A 357-nucleotide genomic window follows, 5' to 3' on the forward strand; every position below is an offset into this window, starting at 1 on the left:
GTTAAGAACGAACATATCATCAAGATGAATTTCAAATACTTCATCGCCTTGACCCTGATTCTCGCATTGGTAGTTCCAGAGTACTCCGACGCAAATCCAGACCCTGCTTGCCGTACAATTTGTTCCTTTAGTTGTAGGCTCCGGTGTAGCGGTTGGCGGTGTCGTACCGTCTGTGGAATGAGGTGTCATTTGTTCTGTGGTAAACGAGACGAAGCCGAGGAGCAAATGGTTAAACAAGACGAAGCCGAGGAGCAAGTGGAACAAGTGCAGTCTGACGTTGCCAATAGCCCATCGTCTGATGTCCATTCCTTTAGAATCTCGCTACTAAACAAGTTCAGCGATTATGACAAGAACGAA

Annotated in this window: 1 protein-coding gene; it reads right to left on the reverse strand. The window is 46.5% G+C overall.

All coding sequences use genetic code 11. From position 1 onward, the window contains the following. Positions 1-189: hypothetical protein (locus D0T87_RS24365; protein WP_203558783.1), on the reverse strand; the 189-nt coding region annotated here is incomplete at its 3' end. Between the last annotated feature and the right edge of the window lie 168 nt (positions 190-357).

Origin of the sequence: Bacteroides sp. 51 (assembly GCF_010500965.1) — a bacterium.
In the GTDB taxonomy this organism is placed as follows: Bacteria; Bacteroidota; Bacteroidia; order Bacteroidales; family Bacteroidaceae; genus Bacteroides.